Origin of the sequence: Vibrio navarrensis (assembly GCF_000764325.1) — a bacterium.
GTDB lineage: Bacteria > Pseudomonadota > Gammaproteobacteria > Enterobacterales > Vibrionaceae > Vibrio > Vibrio navarrensis.
In genome coordinates, this window is the sequence record NZ_JMCG01000001.1 from 452574 (window position 1) to 469057 (window position 16484).

At 42.7% G+C, this 16484-nt stretch carries 13 protein-coding genes; all 13 read left to right on the plus strand.

Features of this window, described 5'->3' with window-relative positions; translation table 11 throughout:
• The first annotated feature begins 1 nt into the window (after position 1).
• Positions 2-1012, plus strand: coding sequence for an ATP-grasp domain-containing protein (locus EA26_RS02035; protein ID WP_039422859.1), 1011 nt, complete (start codon positions 2-4; stop codon positions 1010-1012).
• Positions 1013-1015: 3 nt separating this feature from the next.
• Entirely contained in the window at positions 1016-2065 is a 1050-nt protein-coding gene (locus EA26_RS02040) for a TDP-N-acetylfucosamine:lipid II N-acetylfucosaminyltransferase family protein (protein ID WP_039422861.1), read from the plus strand.
• Positions 2066-2075: 10 nt separating this feature from the next.
• The gene (locus EA26_RS02045; protein ID WP_039422864.1) at positions 2076-3203 is read left to right on the plus strand and encodes a hypothetical protein; all 1128 of its coding nucleotides are present in this window, start codon (positions 2076-2078) and stop codon (positions 3201-3203) included.
• 211 nt (positions 3204-3414) lie between these two features.
• Entirely contained in the window at positions 3415-4554 is a 1140-nt protein-coding gene (locus EA26_RS02050) for an ISAs1 family transposase (protein ID WP_039422867.1), read from the plus strand.
• Positions 4555-4887: 333 nt separating this feature from the next.
• Positions 4888-5682: a glycosyltransferase family A protein gene (locus tag EA26_RS02055; protein WP_052079603.1), complete on the plus strand. Its 795-nt coding sequence runs from the start codon at positions 4888-4890 to the stop codon at positions 5680-5682.
• Between the two features lie 3 nt (positions 5683-5685).
• Complete coding sequence (locus tag EA26_RS02060) at positions 5686-6957, plus strand: glycosyltransferase family 4 protein (protein WP_039422870.1); 1272 nt, start codon at positions 5686-5688, stop codon at positions 6955-6957.
• A complete protein-coding gene (locus EA26_RS02065) occupies positions 6908-7540 on the plus strand; it encodes a sugar transferase (RefSeq protein WP_039422873.1) in 633 nt (210 codons plus the stop codon). Before EA26_RS02060 ends, EA26_RS02065 begins: the two co-directional genes overlap by 50 nt.
• Positions 7530-8174 (plus strand): acetyltransferase, encoded by a 645-nt coding sequence (locus EA26_RS02070; protein WP_039422876.1) that lies wholly within the window; start codon positions 7530-7532, stop codon positions 8172-8174. Before EA26_RS02065 ends, EA26_RS02070 begins: the two co-directional genes overlap by 11 nt.
• On the plus strand, positions 8174-9349 hold the full coding sequence (locus EA26_RS02075; RefSeq protein ID WP_039422880.1) for a DegT/DnrJ/EryC1/StrS family aminotransferase: 1176 nt from the start codon (positions 8174-8176) through the stop codon (positions 9347-9349). Before EA26_RS02070 ends, EA26_RS02075 begins: the two co-directional genes overlap by 1 nt.
• Before the next feature lie 133 nt (positions 9350-9482).
• Positions 9483-11435 carry a polysaccharide biosynthesis protein gene (locus EA26_RS02080; protein WP_039422883.1) on the plus strand — a complete coding sequence of 651 codons (1953 nt, stop codon included), beginning with the start codon at positions 9483-9485 and terminating at the stop codon, positions 11433-11435.
• 723 nt (positions 11436-12158) lie between these two features.
• Positions 12159-13325 carry a nucleotide sugar dehydrogenase gene (locus tag EA26_RS02090; RefSeq protein ID WP_039422889.1) on the plus strand — a complete coding sequence of 389 codons (1167 nt, stop codon included), beginning with the start codon at positions 12159-12161 and terminating at the stop codon, positions 13323-13325.
• Between the two features lie 391 nt (positions 13326-13716).
• A complete protein-coding gene (gene galU, locus EA26_RS02095; protein ID WP_039422891.1) occupies positions 13717-14538 on the plus strand; it encodes a UTP--glucose-1-phosphate uridylyltransferase GalU in 822 nt (273 codons plus the stop codon).
• Between the two features lie 468 nt (positions 14539-15006).
• Complete coding sequence (locus EA26_RS02105; RefSeq protein WP_039422897.1) at positions 15007-16338, plus strand: MBL fold metallo-hydrolase RNA specificity domain-containing protein; 1332 nt, start codon at positions 15007-15009, stop codon at positions 16336-16338.
• The last annotated feature ends 146 nt before the right edge of the window (positions 16339-16484 follow it).

The window sequence follows — 16484 nt, forward strand, 5'->3', positions numbered from 1 at the left end:
AATGAATATATTATTAACTTCCGTAGGTCGAAGAACCTATTTAGTCAATTATTTTAAAGATGCATTAAAGTCTCGTGACGGTAAGGTTTTCGCTGCGAATAGCATTGAAACATATGCATTGACGCAAGCAGATGGTTTTACTATTACTCCGCCAATATACTCAGATGGTTATATCGATTACTTGATAAGGTATTGCCTTAAATACAATATTCGAGCCATTATTTCATTATTTGACATCGACTTGCCAGTATTATCTAAGCACAAGTGTGAATTCGAAAAGAATGGTATACGTGTCGTCGTTTCTGATGAGTCAGTCATTGAAATATGCAATGATAAATGGAAGACATATCAATTTTTAGTGAGTCACAATATTACGACACCTAAGACATATCTTTCGCTAAATGAGGTTCATCAAGATATCGAAAATCTATCATTTCCGCTGATTGTAAAGCCTCGCTGGGGGATGGGTTCTATTGGTATTTATAAAGCGGATGATATGGATGAGTTAAGCATTTTTTACAAAAAAGTGATAAATGAGATTAAATCATCATACCTGAAATATGAATCTGAGAGCGATATCGAGCAATCGGTTCTGATACAACAGTGTATTTCTGGGGCCGAATATGGCGTCGAAGTTATTAATGACCTTGATAAGAATTATGTTACAACGTTGTGTAAGAAAAAACTTGCTATGCGATCTGGGGAAACTGATCAGGCGATTACATTACAAAGTATAGAGCTTGAAAATATTGGTAAGAATTTATCTGAGAAGTTGGGTCATATTGCAGTGCTAGATACGGATTGTCTAGAGCAAGATGGTAGATTTTATGTATTGGAAATGAATGCTCGTTTCGGTGGGCAGTACCCATTCTCACATTTAGCGGGAGTCAACATCCCTAAGCAAATTATTGATTGGTTATTGGGAGGGAAAACACAAAGTACTTATTTCTCAATTGAAGAGGGTATTGTTGGTAGTAAAGATATCATTCCTGTTAAGTTAACGGCGTTTTAAATAATGAAAGTTGTTCATATTCTAGATGGTAGATTGCCTACACACTATAACAAGATTATCAGCTATATGAAATCGTTGAATGAAATAACAGAATTTATTGTTATTGATGGCGAAGAAAAAGATCTATGCAAATCTATTGATACCTCTGTAATGTTTATGTCATTTGGTCGTTTTTTAATTTTATTTATGAAGTCAAGCAACGAGTGTCGTTTTATATTACATGGTAATTTTTTTAAGTTAATTCTAATAAATGCGTTATTAAATATGATACACTTTAAAAAAATCACCAATCTTTTTTGGGTTTGTTGGGGTTCTGGTGTTAGTAATAATATAAATAGTTTTACTTTAAAAGCATTACGAGCCTTCTCATATAGAAAACTAGGGGCTGCTCATTTTCTTATGGGACCTGATAAAATTAATTTCCTTAAAATTGTTGGTGATAGATGGAAAGGTAAAATATCAGTTTCTCCTTATTATAATGAGCAGTTTGAAACTGAATTCATGCATGAATCGTTAGTTAAGCATAAAGATGACTATTTGCATGTCTTTTTGGGAAACCAGTCCACACCCCACCACAATCATAAAGAGATGATAGATAAATTATATGAAAGCGACAAAGATAAAAATATTTTTCTTCATTTACTAATGTCTTACGGAACTGGCACACTTGAATACATTGAAGAGATTAAGAATGTCGCTATAAATAAGTTTCCCAATAGGTACTGTATATATAGGAATATTTTAGACTATGAATCATATCTGAAGTTATTGTCCAAGTCGGATGTTGTGATCGTTGATACTAAGCATCAAACGGGATTAGGCTTAATTTATAATGCTGTAAATAACGGCGCTGTTATATTTTTAAATAAAGATGGCTCTAACTATAGATGGCTATGTGATTTAGGTTTGAGAGTGAGCACGACAGAAGAGATAAGTTACGAAAATATCCTTAATAGAAGTTTTTCGTGTGAAAACAGGAAGGCTCTTGCTGATTTTTTTGATAAAAAAAATGTGGACAAGTATTGGAAGAGTTTTATTTACGATGAAATTTAATAAGGATTAAATGAATATTAGCAAAAAATATATACCTAGAAGGATAATTGATGTAGGTATAATTGGAAATATTTTTGGAATACAATTTATTAGCTTGATAATGCTCTTTTTACATTCAATTAAGTTGATGAATGTAAGATCCCTTGCCTACGTAATTTTTATTTTCCTATATTTTTCTACTATCGCGCTTGTAGATTTGTTAGACGGTAATATAACTAATTTATTTTCTTATATAAATGCATTTTTAACACTATCAGTTATAGTTATTTTAAAAAGAGAAGATATATTAAATTTTAAACGTTACTTGGTTGATCTTGCTATTTTGAGTGTGCCTGTTGCGATAGTGATGTCTCTTTTTTTAAACTCTTACTTGGAAGATGCTGGAATTAGAACAAGTGACGTTTTTGGGATGTCTCGTTTGACATTTTTTTTCAGCGAACCATCTCATTATGCTATATTTCTAGCTTTCAATTTAATTAACGCAAAATCTGCTAATGTAGGTCTCGCAAGATTATCTATAATTAGCCTGGGTTTGATTTTAACGTGGTCTCTTTCTGGTTACTTGCTCTTTTCAATCCTCTTAGCTATAGACAAGTCGAAAGGAAAAAGTTTTAGATTAATTTTCTTCTCAATATTTATCTATATGTCACTTTTTCTAATGTGGAAATTTGTATTGGATGGGAGTGGTTTTTGGTTAGAAAAAAAACTTGATACACTTTTGGCTGTTCTTGATGGTGAATATGGCTTGAGTAGTTCATCGGTTCGCTATTTATCGACTGTGTTATTTTTTGAATATGCACAATACTCCTTTGGAAAGTTGTCATTTCTCTTTGGAGAGGGAATGTCAGGGTATTTTCTTTGGGTTGAAAACTATTATTCTACTAATTACGGTATATATAGGAGTGGTGATATTTTTAACTTTTTTACCGCTTTGTTTGTATCTGGAGGAGTAATTGGTTTTTTGTTTTATTTATTTTCAATGTTTCAGATTGTTAATTATGACGGAATGTCAAAAGTTAGGCTTTCATTGTCTGCAATAGCTTTATCATTATTCAGTGGCTATGTGTTCGGTTTTACTGCGTTATTATACTGGTTACTTGTTTTTTCATTTTCTATAGAAGAGATACGTGCTAAATAAGTATTTCTAAATTTTCCCACCTAGCTGAAATGCCAAGGTGTAAGAGAAAATTCATGAAGCCCGTGTTTAAAGGGTTTGTGGCATAGTGAGTTCACCGTTTTCTTGCTCTAATGGATAAGAACATCACACAACAAACAATAAATTGATGATCAATTTGACGATCATTTTCGGTGTTTTCTAATACCTCCATAGACAAATTGGAGGTCCAACGATGAGTAACCAGCACCCATTTATGCATTTCGGTGCCATCCCAGATTATCGCCAACAAGGTAAAGTCGAGCACAAGTTAACTGATATCATTTTGTTAACAATTTGCGCGATACTTTCCGGTCAAGATGACTGGAAAGCTATCCATCTTTACGGCACTAGATGGTTAGATTTTCTCAAACGCTTTGGTGATTTTAGTCATGGTGTTCCCTCTGCCATTACCATTGCAAGAGTGATGGGAATGATTAGCGCGACACGCTTACAAAAGTGTTTTATCGAATGGATGAAATCCTGCTGTGAACTGACGGACGGTGAAGTGATCGCCATAGACGGTAAAACCGTGCGTGGCTCTTATGATGATTCCCGTGGGCTTGGTGCTATCCATATGGTTAATGCGTTTGCGACAGAGAATGGCGTGTGCCTTGGACAACATAAAGTTTACGAGAAGTCCAATGAGATAACCGCTATCCCTGAGTTGCTTCAACTGCTTGATATATCGGGTTGTTTAGTCACAATTGATGCGATGGGATGCCAAAAGAAAATCGCGCAAAAGATCCTTGAAAAAAACGCTGATTACTTGCTGGCCGTGAAAGGAAATCAAGGCCGACTTGAGCAAGCTTTTGATAATTATTTCAATATGAGCATGCTACAAAAACATGATGGTGATTCTTACAGTACCCAAGAAAAATCGCGAGGCAGACAGGAAACACGACTGGCTTTAGTGAATGAAGATTTAAGTGTTTTAGGCGATCTTGAATTTGATTGGCCGGGGCTAAAAACGATGGGAATTGTGGTATCAATTCGACAAGAATCCGCAGTGGCTCAAGAGTCAGAAGTAACGGTTCGATATTATATTAGTTCGAAAGCGCTCAGTGCTAAAGAATTGTTAAATGCTTCACGCTCGCACTGGTTAGTCGAGTCGATGCATTGGATGTTGGATACTGCATTTGGTGAAGATGCTTGCCGTAAACGAGCGGAAGAACGAGCAGAGAATTTCGCAAGGATCAGACAGATGTGTTTAAACATGCTCAAAAGTGAAACGACGCTAAAAGCGAGTATTAAACACAAAAGAGCGATGTGCGCGATGGAGCCCGAGTACCTTTTGAAGGTTCTGGGAAGCCTTTATTTACGGGAATGTTCATGATTTTTCCGTGATCAGACAGATGTGTTTAAACATGCTCAAAAGTGAAACGACGCTAAAAGCGAGTATTAAACACAAAAGAGCGATGTGCGCGATGGATCCCGAGTACCTTTTGAAGGTTCTGGGAAGCCTTTATTTACGGGAATGTTCATGATTTTTCCGTGGCAATTGAAATGTGCGTTAAATACAGAGTTTCGAGAGCACGTGTTATTTGGGACTTAACAATTATTTAACTCATGCGCAAGCCGTGCAAGCCGTGATTTTCTCCCTGAGTGTTACCCTAACTTTGTTGTTTTATTTTCTGAGGAAAATAATATTTCTAAGGATTCATTTATTGTGTTTGAGATATCCGTTATATTGCCAGTGTATAAGCCTGGTAAATATTTGCTAGACTGTTTTAATTCTCTAGATAAACAGACATTAACGAGAGAACGCTTCTGTGTGTACATAGGTTTGAATGGACCGAAAGATGACTATGAAAATATGATTTTTCATTATTTAGCTGAAGTTAAGTTTAATTATAAGTATTTTTATATACCAACTAGCGGAGTGTCTAACGCTAGAAACCATCTCCTTGATGCGTCAGATAGTCAGTTTTTGGTTTTTTTGGATGATGATGATTTAATTTCTCCTTCATACTTAGAAGAGCTAATGAAAGTAACTGATAGTGCTACCATGGGTTTGGCAAACATCATTAATTTTAAAGATTCTTTATCAGACTCTTTTGAAAATTATATTGGACGTTCATTTGTGAAATTACCTCCAACGGGTAGATCTAAACCTTTGTATCGTAAATATTTTTCGTCACCATGTGCAAAAATGCTACATAGAGATATGGTTAAAGATGTGCGTTTTGATACTCAGTTAGCAAGAGGTGAAGACGGGCTCTTTATGACTACCATTTCGAAGAATATTGCTACTTTCGCTAAATGCAATAGCGATGCGATTTATTATGTAAATCATCGTCAAAATTCTGCTAGTAGAAGTACAGTTAATAGATTATTAGAAATTAAAAGGGTTATCTATCTGACTGGTAAATACTCAAAGTTATTATTTTCTCCAGGTTATAGTTTTGTTTTTATCATTACACGTATATTGGCAACAATTAGGCACTTAAAGAAATTATTTTAAATCATGAAAATCATTTATTTACATCAGTATTTTAATACTCCGTCTATGAGTGGTGGAACTCGCTCATATGAAATGGCTCGGCGTTTAGTTGCAGCTGGTCATGAAGTTCATATGGTTACCTCCTTTCGGGATACAAATTGTCTTGAACAAGATTGGTTTTCCACCAATGAAGCGGGTATAAATGTTCACTGGTTGCCCGTTCCCTATAATAATAAGTTATCTTACTCAAAACGTATTCAGGCTTTTTTTATATTTGCATTTAAAGCAATGCGTAAAGCGAAAGAGCTTGATGGCGATGTTATTTTTGCAACAAGTACCCCTCTCACTATAGCTCTACCTGGAGTTCTCGCTTCAAAACGTAAAAAAATACCCATGGTATTTGAAGTGAGAGATCTGTGGCCAGAGTTGCCAATCGCAATGGGGGCAATCAAGAACCCGTTAGCTCGCTGGTTGGCACATAAATTAGAAAAATGGGCTTATCATCATTCTGCGGCAATTATTGCACTTTCACCAGGAATGAAAGCAGGCGTGGTTAAATCTGGCTACCCCGCTAGTAAGGTTGCTGTTATTCCCAACAGTAGTGATAATAAAGAATTCTCTCATGATTCAGCGGCTGCGATTAAATTTCGAAATGCGCGAGTCTGGTTAGGTGACAAACCGTTAATTGTTTATACCGGTACGTTTGGTAAAATCAATGGTGTTGGCTATATGGTTGAACTAGCGAAAAAATTACTGCCCATTAATCCGGATATCCGGGTTTTATTAGTTGGTGGTGGTTTTGAAAAAGAGCTCATTGCGGAAAAGGCCAAAGAAAGTGGTGTGTTGGGGGTGAATTTGTTTATTGAAGGCTACCTTCCTAAAAAAGATATACCAGATTTATTGTCTGCAGCTGATATGGCAGCTTGCCTTTTTATCGATATGCCAGAAATGCAACCTAACTCTGCAAATAAATTTTTTGACTCATTGGCATCAGGTACCCCTGTGCTACTCAATTATGGTGGTTGGATGCACGATTTGGTTAATTCACATCAATGTGGCTTAGCTATGTGGAAAGTTCCACTAGATGATGTTGCTCGGTTAGTTGCTAATAAAATAACAGATATAAATTGGTTAAAATCTGCTGGCTATTCAGCAAAAATGCTTGCAATGAACGAGTTCGACCGCGATAAACTTGCAGTGCAATTTGAAGATGTGCTCAACTGTGCTGTTCAATCCAAATGTAATGATGTTGCTGCTATTGCACCAGGAGACTACTGTGTTAAAAAGAGCTTCTGATTTTATACTTGCCTTATTAGCGTGTGCTTTTTTTCTCCCTATTATTATTATTGTCGCTATTTTAGTACGAGTTAAGCTCGGCTCGCCAATCTTATTTCATCAAGAACGCCCAGGATTACACGGTAAAGTTTTCAAGATGTATAAGTTTAGAACCATGACTGATGCTAAAGATCTTCATGGTCATTTATTACCGAATGAGCAACGCATGACTAAGTTTGGAAACGCACTTAGAGCGACAAGCCTAGATGAGCTACCAGGCTTGTTTAATGTTATTAAAGGTGATATGAGCCTAGTTGGCCCTCGTCCTTTATTAGTTGAGTACTTGCCTCTCTATACTGAAGAGCAAGCAAGGCGTCATGAAGTACGCCCTGGAATTACTGGTTGGGCTCAAGTTAATGGCCGCAATGCGATTAGCTGGGAAGATAAATTTAAATTTGATGTTTGGTATGTCGATAATCAGTCACTTTGGCTTGATATTAAGATTTTATTTTTAACAATAAAGAAAGTTATTGTGAAAGATGGAATAAATAATAGTGATAATGTCACTATGCCAAGATTTAAGGGAAGTAGTCTTGATAAATAATAATAAAGAGTTAGTGATTATCGGTGCGAGTGGTCTTGGTAAAGAGATTGCTTGGCTTGCTAAACGTTTACAAATTAAAGTCAAAGGCTTTCTTGATGATAATTCGTCAACAGGCCATTTCTATAACTTACCCATATTAGGGCATATCCATACTTGGCCAGAATATGATGATGTTCAGTTTATTATTGCTGTTGCTTCACCAAGAGTAAGATTGAAAATCTATATGCAGCATTTTGTGGATAAAAAAGTACATTTTGCCACATTAATTGATCCATCTGTCCAGTGGCTATCGGAGGATCTATCTATTGGTGAAGGAAGCGTTATTTGTGCTGGCTCCATTACGACAGCCAATGTTCAAATTGGAAATCATGTCATCGTTAATAAACTTGTTAGTATTGGCCATGATGTGAATATTGCTGATTTTGTAACTATCTCTCCACAAGTGATGCTTGGTGGCAATACGAATGTTTTAAGTGGTGCCGAAGTCGGTGCAGGCAGTAAAATCCGGCAGGGATTAACGATTGGAACAGGTGCAAGTCTTGGCATGGGGAGTATCTTGACAAAGAATACTCAACCTAACACCCTGTATTTTGGTAATCCAGCAAAAGTTATCAAACAATTAGAGGCATTCTAATGTTAAATACCCCATTTTCTCCATGGCCAAGCTTCACTCAAGAAGAGGCCGATGCAGTCAGCCGTGTGCTGCTGTCAAACAAAGTCAATTACTGGACAGGCAACGAATGCCGTGAGTTTGAAAAAGAGTTCGCAGCCTGGGCTGGCTGTGAATATGCGATTGCGCTAGGTAACGGCACGCTCGCGCTCGATGTGGCCTTAAAAGCCTTGGGTGTTGGCGAAGGGGATGAAGTGATCACCACTTCACGCACTTTCTTGGCCTCTGCTTCTGCCATTGTCACCGCTGGTGCCAATCCAGTGTTTGCGGATGTGGATCTCAACAGCCAAAATATCACCGCAGAAACCATTGATGCTGTCGTCACTAAAAAAACCAAAGCGGTGATTGTGGTGCATTTGGCGGGTATGCCAGCCGAAATGGACGCAATTATGGTACTCGCCGCCGAGCGCGGTTTTTATGTGATTGAAGATTGCGCCCAAGCGCATGGCGCGAAATACAAAGGCCGTAGTGTCGGCACCATTGGTCATATTGGTGCTTGGTCATTCTGCCAAGATAAAATCATGACCACCGGCGGTGAAGGTGGCATGGTGACGACCAATGACCATGCGCTTTGGTCAACCATGTGGTCTTACAAGGATCACGGTAAAAGCTATGATGCAGTATACAACCGTCAGCATCCGCCGGGCTTTCGTTGGTTGCATGAAAGTTTTGGTACTAACTGGCGTATGACGGAGATCCAAGGTGTATTGGGTCGCATTCAACTGCAGCGTATGGCAGAGTGGACAGCAAAACGCCAGAACAACGGCAAGTTGATTGATCAAGCTGTGGCGGATCTGCCCGTGGTGCGCCGTGTTGAAGTCGCAAATTATATTGAACACGCAGAATACAAACATTACCTGTTTGTTAACCCTGAGCAATTGAAGCAAGATTGGAGCCGAGATCGCATCGTAGAAGAAATCAACGCCGCGGGTGTGCCAGCCTATCAAGGCAGTTGTTCGGAAATTTACCGCGAAAAAGCCTTTGATAACACACCATGGCGACCAACTGAGCGCTTGCCGAATGCCGTGAAATTGGGTGATACCAGCCTAATGTTCTTAGTTCACCCGACGCTCACCGAACAAGAAATGGAAAAAGCAACGCAAGTGATTCGTCACACGCTGCTGGCAGCAACAAAGTAAACGCTTGCTCCCATAAATAAAATGAATTGGTATCACGGGCAATAAATAAAGCGTTTATTGCCTATTTTCTTTTTGTTAATTAACTTCGGTGAGCTAAAATTTAAACCACTATAATTCTGAGAAAAGTAATTTTATGGACAAGTTGGCTTATATTTGGTCTCTGCCTCGGATGCATAAGCGTCTGATCAGTTTGGCTATTGATACTCTATTGATCACCTTCTCTTTCTTTCTCGCCTTAGTGGCGCGAACGGGAGAGGTCTCTTTTACGGTTTCAGGGCCAACTTGGTTAACGCTGCTTGGCACCTTAACCGTAACGCTAATCGCCTTTACCAAACTGGGGTTATATCGCGCTGTATTGCGTTACCTAACTTTCCATGCGTTAACGGTCGTTGTGATTGGTGCGGTGATCTCCGCACTTTCTATCACCAGCTTTGCCTACTATTTTGATGCCGCGGTGCCGCGTACAGTGCCTGTGATCTATATGACATTCCTCGCGATTCTCTGTGGCGGGGCGCGTATGTTGGTGCGCTCGCTCATTGTGCAGGCTGGCCGTAAAGGCTCTGAACGGGTGTTGATTTTTGGCGCGGGCAGTACCGGGCGGCAGCTTGCCATCGCGTTAAGAAATGCGGAATCGTATCAAGTGCAAGGCTTTATTGATAATGAACCATCATTAGCAAATACCATCATTCAAGGGATTAACGTTTACTCGCCAAGCAGTGTTGATCAACTGGTCGAAAGGCAAGGCATAGAAAAGATTTTGCTTGCTACGCCGCGCGCTTCTCGCTCGGAACGTAAAGCCATTATCGATTCTTTGTTGCACCTACCAGTTGAAGTGCTCACCGTGCCCGATTTCAACGATATCGTCAACGGCAATGCCACGGTTGATGAACTGAAAGATGTCGCGATTGAAGATCTGCTCGGCCGCGATCCGGTCGCACCCAACCCTGAACTAATGAAAGCCAACATCCTCGGTAAAGTGGTGATGGTTACTGGCGCGGGTGGTTCTATCGGCTCAGAGCTTTGTCGGCAAATCGTCAGGCAGAAACCGAAATCACTGGTTCTTTTTGAGCTGTCTGAATTCGGCCTTTATCAAATTGATAAAGAGCTTTCCAATCTAGTTGAAACAGAAAAGCTTGACGTCGAGATCATCCCGCTGTTGGGTTCAGTGCAACGCATTAACCGTGTCAGCACCACTATGCGTGCCTTTGGGGTGCAAACGGTGTACCACGCGGCCGCGTATAAACACGTGCCACTAGTGGAATACAATGTGGTTGAAGGGGTGCGTAACAACGTATTTGGTACCTATTACACCGCCAAAGCAGCGATTGAGGCAGGGGTAGAGTCCTTTGTGCTTATCTCAACCGACAAAGCAGTACGCCCAACCAATGTGATGGGTACCTCAAAACGAATGGCTGAGTTGGGCTTGCAAGCCCTAGCGCAGCAAGAGAACAGCAAACCCAATGGTACGCGTTTTTGCATGGTGCGTTTTGGCAATGTGCTTGGTTCATCCGGCTCTGTGATCCCTCTCTTCAAACGTCAGATTGAAGAGGGCAAAGCGATCACCGTGACGCATCCAGATATCATTCGCTACTTTATGACCATACCAGAAGCGGCTCAGTTGGTGATTCAGGCAGGCGCAATGGGTAAAGGTGGCGATGTCTTTGTCTTGGATATGGGCCAACCGGTGAAAATCGTTGATCTGGCGAAAAACTTGATCCGACTCTCTGGGCTTGAAGTTAAATCTTCCTCAAACCCGAATGGTGATATTGAGATTAAGTTCACCGGCCTTCGCCCGGGCGAAAAGCTGTATGAAGAGTTATTGATTGGCGATAACGTCGAAGGCACAGAGCATGAACGCATTATGACGGCCAACGAGCAGTTCTTGCCGCTGGAGCAGTTTAATCACATTCTCGAAAATCTTGATTTAGCATGCCACCACTTTGACCATGAGGCAATTCGCCAAATCCTGCTCGAAACGCCAACAGGCTTTAACCCAACCGATGGCATTGGCGATCTCGTCTGGAACGCGAAGAAGAAACTCAAAGCCTCCCAAGCAAAAGTCGTTGAAATGAAGGTAGCGGCGTAGGACGAAAAGCGGGGAAGGGCGGCCCTGGTTGCTAGGTTCTAGGAAGAGCGGTTAAGAGCGGTCCAGCTTTACCTGCTTTTTCTTTTCCTAGAACCAAGGGCCCAGAACCTAGGACCATTTCTTCCGCTTTTGCTTTCCCTCGTAACCTAGCTTCTAGAAAACTCGTTTCCTGCTTTACCTGCTTTTTCTTTTCCCAGGACCAAGGGCCCAGAACCCAGAATCTTCTCTTCCGCTCTTGCTCTTCCTAGCAATCTAGTCCCTATCAATCTCGCTACTGCTTTACCTGCTTTTTCTTTTCCCAGGACCAAGGGCCCAGAACCTAGAACCCTCTCTTCCGCCCTTGCTCTTCCTAGCAATCTAGTCCCTATCAATCTCGCTACTGCTTTATCTGCTTTTTCTTTTCCCAGGACCAAGGACCCAGAACCTAGGACCATTTCTTCCGCTTTTGCTTTCCCTCGTAACCTAGCTTCTAGAAAACTCGTTTCCTGCTTTACCTGCTTTTTCTTTTCCCAGGACCAAGGGCCCAGAACCTAGGACCATTTCTTCCGCTTTTGCTTTCCTCGTAACCTAGCCCCTAGCAAACTCGTTCCTGCTTTATCCGCTCTTGCTCTTCCTAGTAATCTAGCCCCTTGTCGTCTCGATCCTAGACCCCCCTTCTTTTCCTCTACCCCCTATGAATCTTTTTTGCTACTCTTTGACAAATTTTAATTATGGTATATGGAAATGAAAATTGCAGTTGCAGGTACGGGCTACGTCGGCTTATCTAACGCCATGCTTTTGGCGCAGAATCATCAAGTAGTCGCGGTGGATATTATCGAAGAAAAGGTGCAAATGCTGAACAACAAGCAGTCACCGATTGTTGATAAAGAAATTGAACATTTTTTAACGCTCAAAGCACTAAATTTCGTGGCTACGCTCGATAAGCAGCAAGCGTATCAAGATGCAGAGTTTGTGATTATTGCCACCCCGACGGATTACGATCCGCAAACTAACTACTTTAATACCTCATCGGTAGAAGCGGTCATTCGTGATGTCATGGCGATTAACCCGCATGCGGTGATGGTGATCAAATCAACCATTCCTGTCGGTTACACCGCGCGAATTAAGCAAGAGCTGGGTTGTGAGAATATTTTATTCTCACCTGAGTTCCTGCGCGAAGGTAAAGCGCTATACGATAACCTTTACCCGTCACGCATTATTGTCGGCGAGCGCAGTGAGCGTGCCGAAGTGTTTGCCAATTTGCTGCTTGAAGGCGCAGAAAAGAAAGATGTGCCAATTCTGTTTACCGATTCCACGGAAGCGGAAGCGGTGAAACTGTTCTCTAATACCTACCTTGCGATGCGCGTGGCTTATTTTAACGAGCTGGATTCGTACGCTGAAGCGCACGGCCTCGATGCACGTCAAATTATTGAAGGTGTAGGGCTCGATCCACGTATTGGTAATCACTATAACAACCCATCTTTCGGCTATGGCGGTTACTGTTTACCCAAAGATACCAAGCAGTTGTTAGCCAACTACAAAGAGGTACCGAACAACATCATCGGTGCGATTGTGGATGCCAACCGCACACGTAAAGATTTTGTCGCTGAATCGATTTTAAAACGCGATCCGAAAGTGGTCGGTATTTACCGTCTGATCATGAAGGCAGGATCAGACAATTTCCGCGCTTCTAGTATTCAAGGAATTATGAAACGCATCAAAGCCAAAGGCATTGAAGTGGTCGTGTATGAACCTGTGTTGAAAGACGACGAGTTTTTCCATTCTCGCGTGATCAAAGATCTCAACGAATTTAAACAAACGGCCGATGTGATCGTCTCCAACCGCATGGTGGAAGAGCTCGCCGATGTCGCAGAGAAAGTTTACACCCGTGATTTGTTTGGTAGTGATTGAGTAGGTTAAGAGAAGGTTGCTAGGAAAGAAGGTTGCTAGGGGCTAGGTACTAGGAAGAGCGGGGAAGGGCGGTTAAGATCGGTCCTATGGTCCTGAAGAGCGGGAAAAGTGGTCCTAGTTCCTAGGTTGCTGGGTTCTAGGGAACAGCAGGAAGAGCGGTCCTGTGGCCCTATGGTCCTCGAAAAGCGGTCCTCGGAAGGGCAAGAGCGGCCCTAGTTCCTAGGCTAGAAAGGGCGGTCCTTCTCTTCCGCCTTTGCCTTTCCCCAGGACCAAGGACCCAGAACCTAGGACCATTTTTCCGCCTTTGCTCTTCTCAGGACCATAGGACCCAGTACCTTTTCTTCCGCTCTTCCTATTCCCCTTTTTTCAACACAATTGGTTAGTAGTAATAATGATTAAAAAATGTTTATTCCCCGCCGCAGGTTACGGCACCCGTTTTCTCCCAGCCACAAAATCGATGCCGAAAGAGATGATGCCAGTGGTCAACAAACCGTTGATCGAGTATGGCGTTGAAGAGGCAATTGAAGCTGGTATGGATTCCATGTGTATTGTCACTGGCCGTGGCAAACATGCGCTGATGGATCACTTTGATAAAAACTACGAGCTTGAGCACCAAATCAGTGGAACCAGTAAAGAGGTGCTGCTGGGTGATATCCGTAAGCTGATTGACTCAGCCAGTTACACTTATATCCGCCAACGCGAGATGAAAGGCTTGGGCCATGCGATTTTAACCGGGCGAGAGCTGGTGGGAGATAACCCATTTGCGGTTGTACTGGCAGACGACCTATGCGTAAACCAGCAACAAGGCGTGCTTTCGCAAATGGTGGCGCTGTTTAACCAGTTCCGCTGCTCGATTGTGGCGGTGCAAGAAGTGCCAGAAGATGAAACCCACAAGTATGGCGTTATTTCCGGTGAAATGATCAAAGATGACATTTTCCGTGTCGACAACATGGTTGAAAAACCAGAACCCGGCACCGCACCAAGCAATCTCGCTATTATTGGTCGCTATATTCTCACCCCTGATATTTTTGAGCTTATCGAGCAAACCGAGCCCGGCAAAGGCGGTGAAATCCAAATCACCGATGCGCTACTCAAACAAGCGCAAAACGGCTGCGTGCTGGCCTATAAATTCAAAGGCCAACGTTTCGATTGCGGCAGCGTAGAAGGCTACATCGAAGCCACCAACTACTGTTACGAGAATTTGTATAGGTAAGAGCGGTTAAGAGCGGTCCTGGTTCCTAGGTCGCTAGGTAAGAGCAGGTTTCTAGGTTCTAGGAAGAGCGGGGAAGAGCGGGAAAAGCGGTCCTGGTTCCTAGGTTGCTGGGTTCTAGGAAAGAGCGCTTTTTCTTCCGCTCCTGCTTTTCCTAGGACCAAGGGCCCAGAACCCAGAATCTTCTCTTCCGCTCTTGCTCTTCCGCTTTTTCTTTTCCTAGTAATCTAGCCCCTAGCAAACTCGTTTCCTGCTTTACCTGCTTTTTCTTTTCCCAGAACCAAGGGCCCAGAACCCAGAACCTTCTCTTCCGCTCTTGCTCTTCCGCTTTTTCTTTTCCTAGCAACCTCGCCCCTAGCAACCTCGCTCCTACTTTTCTGCCCTTCCTCGAAAATTTCCAATAATTTGCGCTCAAGTAAAAGCGAATATGCTAGCGTTTTCCTATCTTTATTGGCGACTAAGGCAAAGGAAATGCAAATACTTCATCATGGTGGTAAAAATACCGTTACTGGCTCTTGTCATGAGCTGCGCGCAGATGGTATGGCGCTATTAATCGATTGTGGCCTGTTTCAGGGCAAAGAGTCGGCGCAGGCAGAATTAAATTTCTCCGTTGAGCATATCGACGCGCTGATTGTCACTCATGCGCATATCGATCATATTGGTCGCATTCCTTGGCTGCTTGCCGCTGGCTTTCGCGGGCCAATCTACGCTACTCCAGCCAGTGCCGAGCTGATCCCACTGATGTTAGAAGATGGCCTCAAGTTACAGTTGGGCCTTAATCGCCAACAAATTCAGCAAATTTTACACGCCGTTAAACAGCGTTTGCGGCCATTGGGCTATGGTGAATGGCTCACACTCTCTGCGCAGAGCAACACAGAGGCCTCGCTTGAGCTGCGCTTTCAACCCGCTGGGCATATTTTGGGTTCGGCCTACGTTGAAATTCGCTTAGCCAGTGGTGAAGTGGTGGTGTTTTCTGGCGACTTAGGCCCGAGTAATACGCCGCTCTTGCCCGATCCGCAACCGCCAGAACGGGCCGATTATCTGGTGATAGAGAGCACCTATGGCAACCGCAATCATGATGATGTTGCAGGCCGAGCGGAAACGCTGCACAAAATCATTCAACGCTCTTTAGCCGATGGCGGCACCATTTTAATCCCAGCTTTTAGTGTTGGCCGTACCCAAGAGCTGCTGTTTGATCTTGAGCGGCTGATCTATGAGCATAAAATTGCCGCCGATCTGCCCATCATTCTAGACTCGCCGATGGCCCAGCAAGTGACGCAATCTTATCGGCGCTTTAAAACCTTATGGGGTGAGGAAGCCAAGCAACGTCTGGAGATGCATCGCCATCCGTTGGCGTTTGATCAATGTGTTCAGATTAGCGATTACCGCACTCATCAAGCGTTAGTTAACCGCTTAGCGTCAACCGGCGCACCAGCGATTGTGGTCGCCGCTTCGGGAATGTGTCAGGGCGGGCGAATTGTCGATTATTTGAAAGCGCTGCTGAGCGATGAACGCACCGATGTGATTTTTGCAGGCTATCAGGCCGAGGGAACGCTCGGGCGTAGCATTGCTCAAGGTGAAAAAAACCTCTGCATTGATGGCGAGGAGGTCGAAGTAAACGCCAGTATCCACGTGATGTCGGGCTACTCTGCCCATGCGGATCAATCTGAGTTGCTGGCTTTTATCCATGGCATTGGCCAAGCACCGCAAGAAATTCATCTCATCCACGGCGAGCCAAGCAGCAAGCAAGCCTTTGCTCAAGCACTGAACGCTACGGGTTACGCGGGGGCGGTGAGGTTGTAGGGAAGAGCAGGGTGCTAGGAAAAGCAGGTTGCTAGGAAAGGGCAGGAAGAGCGGGGAAGAGCGGTCCTGTGGTCCTCGAAAAGCGGTCCTGGGAAGGGCAAGAGCGGCCCTGGTTCCTGGGCGAGAAAGGGCGAAAAGCGGGGAAA